Origin of the sequence: Sporomusa sp. KB1, from assembly GCF_007830295.1 — a bacterium.
Lineage (GTDB): Bacteria > Bacillota > Negativicutes > Sporomusales > Sporomusaceae > Sporomusa.
In genome coordinates, this window is sequence record NZ_VLKC01000002.1 from 1,930,446 (window position 1) to 1,934,457 (window position 4,012).

2 protein-coding genes and 1 rRNA gene are annotated in these 4,012 nt (G+C 41.4%); all 3 read left to right on the forward strand.

Annotation, left to right across the window (positions count from 1 at the left end; translation table 11 throughout):
- The first annotated feature begins 131 nt into the window (after positions 1-131).
- Positions 132-248 (forward strand): 5S ribosomal RNA (gene rrf / locus SALPA_RS12675).
- Positions 249-398: 150 nt separating this feature from the next.
- A complete protein-coding gene (locus SALPA_RS12680; RefSeq protein ID WP_145094429.1) occupies positions 399-1,481 on the forward strand; it encodes a tetratricopeptide repeat protein in 1,083 nt (360 codons plus the stop codon).
- A gap of 119 nt (positions 1,482-1,600) precedes the next feature.
- Positions 1,601-3,259 (forward strand): dihydroxy-acid dehydratase, encoded by a 1,659-nt coding sequence (gene ilvD / locus SALPA_RS12685; protein WP_145094432.1) that lies wholly within the window; start codon positions 1,601-1,603, stop codon positions 3,257-3,259.
- Positions 3,260-4,012 lie beyond the last annotated feature (753 nt).

Below are 4,012 nucleotides of genomic sequence, written 5' to 3' on the forward strand. Positions count from 1 at the left end.
TCGTTTGCATGAAGTGCAAACATTATCAGTAAATCCTAATGTGCAGTCTTTCTTCTGTGAAGTTTTGAAGGAACATCCTTCATAAAAGAGATATATTGTTAGTCGTAAGTCGACTAACAAATATCGAATAATCCAGTGACGATAGCTGTGGGGCTCCACCTGTTCCCATACCGAACACAGTAGTTAAGCCCACAAACGCCGAAGGTACTTGGTTGGAAACGGCCTGGGAGATCAGGAAGTTGCTGGTTGATAAAACACCTACTAATTGTTGTAGGTGTTTTTTGTTGACAGTCCTTAAATACTGGAATATAATAAAAATACAAGAAAAAACCCTACCCACTACTGCGGGTGGGGTTTTTTCAGTTAATTATATAATATTGTTGTAAAGGAATGATAAAGTGGAAAAATATCAAAAATATGGTATCAACCCTTTACTTATCAGCGTAGCTACCGGTCAAGATGTAGTTAATCTTTCACCGCGTCCTACTGTTGCTATGCTGCCAGGCAAATATTCTAAACTTGTGTACAAGCATATCAAAACAGTAAATGCTGAGTTTCCCGAAAATAGTTTGCGATTGACATGTAAAAAATGCGATAAGAGTGGTGATTATGATTTAGGTACGATAGTATTTTCAACAGATGTTACGGAACCTAGAAAAGAGGTAGATCGGTTTCAGGCACTTGGCTATTTTCGCTGCAAACATTGTAATGCTGCTGGGGAATGGGAACTATCACCGCGCATCCAAACAATGCTTGCAGCGAAAATGGCTGCGGCCACAATCAGCAGCCTTAATGGAACGGACAGGCCTGATGGAATTATATTAGGGGAAGCAATTATTGATCGTGTTTTTTTACCACGCTGGGGAAGTGATGCGGAGAGTTACTTTCTGAAAAAGCTGAGTGAAACACCGGATAATGCTTATCTTTGGAATCGTTTGGGAAATACTTATTATAGAGGAAAGCGTCCGGAGTTAGCGGTGTTTGCTCATGAGCAAGCATTGGTTAAGGATGCAGGGCAAGTAGAATCCCATTACTCGATAGGGAAAATACTTATCGAATGTGGTGAGCTTGAAAAAGCTTCTGAGCATTTACGACAAGCAGTGGAATTTAGTCATCAATATAAGTATATGACGGCATATGATCTTAGGGAAATCATCGTAGGAGCATTAGAAATATTGCTTACTATTTATAAGCAAAGTGATAATAAAATTAATATGTTGCCAAAGCCTAATGAACAGGCAATAACTCAGCTTACTAAAAATCAAATAGCAGCAACGGCAATGCTTGATTTTGAAATTGAGTATAATAGCAGAGAAACTCTTTATCCGCTGGCTGAGGTATATCTGGGAGAGCGTCGGAATGAATTGCTTCCAGAAGAATGTGCCATTCGCAAACGGAATAATAAAGCAGTCTGGCCGATAGCTAGTAAAGTAAATAAACAGAAACCTTCCAAGAAAAATAAAAACAGGAGAAAAAGATAGTGCAAGGATTTGAAGATATTTTGTTGAATACTTAATACAGTGTTAACTGTCCGGTTACTTAAAAAGAAAAAATGTCCGTGACAGACAACAGGCTTTCATATCAGAAAGGAGATAAATTCATGAATTTAAAAAGTAATATTGTTAAAAAGGGATCAACCCGGGCGGCGCATCGCTCTTTGTTCTATGCCATGGGCTATACTCCACAAGAACTGGAAAAACCAATGATTGGCGTTGTTAACGCTTTTAATGAAATAATTCCTGGACATATGCATCTTAAAGATGTAGCTGAAGCTGTAAAAATGGGTATAGCTGCTGGTGGTGGCATGCCGGTAGAATTCCCGGCTATTGGTATCTGTGATGGTATCGCTATGGGGCATGATGGCATGAAATACCCATTGCCTAGCCGCGAGCTTATTGCTGACTCGGTTGAAGCCATGGCAATCGGTCATGGCTTTGATGGACTTGTGCTCATTCCTAACTGTGACAAAATTGTACCAGGTATGCTTATGGCTGCTGCTAGAATCAACATTCCCTGTATTATAATGAGTGGTGGTCCGATGATGGCTGGGCGCTATCAGGGACGGGATATTAGTGTCAGCACGATGTTTGAGGCTGCAGGGCTTTTTGAAGCAGGGAAAATAACAGCAACAGAAATGGACCAAATGGAAAAATCGGCGTGTCCTGGATGTGGTTCCTGTGCAGGGCTGTTTACGGCTAATACTATGAACTGTATGGCTGAAGCATTAGGGGTGGCACTACCTGGAAACGGGACAATTCCTGCAGTAAACTTTGGTGCGCGCCGCATGCTGGCAAAACAAGCTGGTTCAATTATTGTTGATTTAGTTAAACGGGATGTTAAGGCCCGTGATATTTTGACCCGACAGGCTTTTGAGAATGCCATGACTGTTGATATGGGCATCGGTGGCTCATCAAACACAGTATTACATCTTACAGCCATTGCTCGTGAGGCCGGAATTGAATTGCCATTGCAGTTGTTTGATGAAATTAGTGCTAAGACACCTTATATAACAAAGCTAAGTCCGAGTGGCACTCAGCATATTCAAGACCTTAACGAAGCCGGTGGTATTTCCGCAGTAATGAAAGAACTTTCCAAGCTTGGGCGCATTCATACTGAGGCTTTAACAGTAACCGGTACTGTCGGTGATCGGATTAAAGATGTTGCTATCTTGCGCCCGGAAGTAATCAAAACAGTTGAGTCCCCTTATCGCAAGACTGGTGGTATCGCTATTCTTAATGGTAATTTAGCTCCTGATGGTGCAGTGGTAAAAGAAAGCGCTGTGAAAGAAGATATGCTTGTCTTTGATGGTATTGCCCGTGTATTTAATTCCGAGGAAGAGGCTATTGAAGCTATTATCGGTAAAAAAATTAAAGACGGCAATGTAGTTATTATTCGCTATGAAGGCCCAAAAGGCGGCCCGGGAATGAAGGAAATGCTAAACCCGACAGCCATAATTGTTGGTATGGGTCTTAAGGTGGCATTATTAACTGACGGACGTTTCAGCGGTGCTACACAAGGCGCCTGTATTGGTCACATTTCCCCGGAAGCTATGGAGGGGGGACCAATTGCCCTCGTGGAGGAAGGCGATATGATTAGTATCGATATTCCGGGGCGTAAGCTTGAGATCAAAGTAAGTGATGAAGACATGGCAAAACGGAAAGCAGCCTGGGTTCAACCAAAGCCTAAGGTAACTACTGGCTATCTTGCCAGATATGCTAAGCTAGTGACTTCAGCAAATACTGGTGCTGTGTTAAAATAAATAGTAGAATCTTAGCCATGAACAGTCCCATCGCGGACTGTTTTTTCTTATTCAGATGGAAAGGCTAACTTTTCCTGGAGGGACTTGGCATAAGCCAAGTATTATCGTATATGACGTTAATTATATATCAACAAACAGAATTTTCAGTATTGAGTGAATAAAGATTGACAAGTTAGGTTACGATATGCTACGATAAAAAAATAGAAGATTTACCTTTTCTACCATCTTTCGACAGAAAAAAGATGGATAGGAGTATTGACATCAATAAGCAATGCGTGATAAGATAGGCAAGTCGGTTCAAGCAAGGCATTATAGCTAAGCTAAGAATAATGACAGAAATAAATACCAAGAATAAAGATATTGACACGGTGAAATAAACGTGATAATATATAAAAGCTGTCGCCGCGATGCGATGACGCGGTTCCCTGAAAACTGAACAATGTAAGTAATGCATCAAAAAGCCAGATGTGCGGTTGTATGTCGCTTGCGACATACAAAAACCAAAAACAATTTCTTGATTTGATTTATAGAGCCAACAAATGGCTTCAATAATAATTTATTGGAGAGTTTGATCCTGGCTCAGGACGAACGCTGGCGGCGTGCCTAACACATGCAAGTCGAACGGGGAGTTACTTGTAACTCCTAGTGGCGAACGGGTGAGTAACGCGTAGACAACCTGCCTCTAAACTGGGGACAACACCGCGAAAGTGGTGCTAATACCGAATGTGGTATCTTGGTCGCATGACTGAGATA

Excerpts from the sequence above, each read along its gene's own strand:
- ilvD (WP_145094432.1), top strand. The coding sequence starts at position 1,601 with ATGAATTTAAAAAGTAATATTGTTAAAAAGGGATCAACCCGGGCGGCG.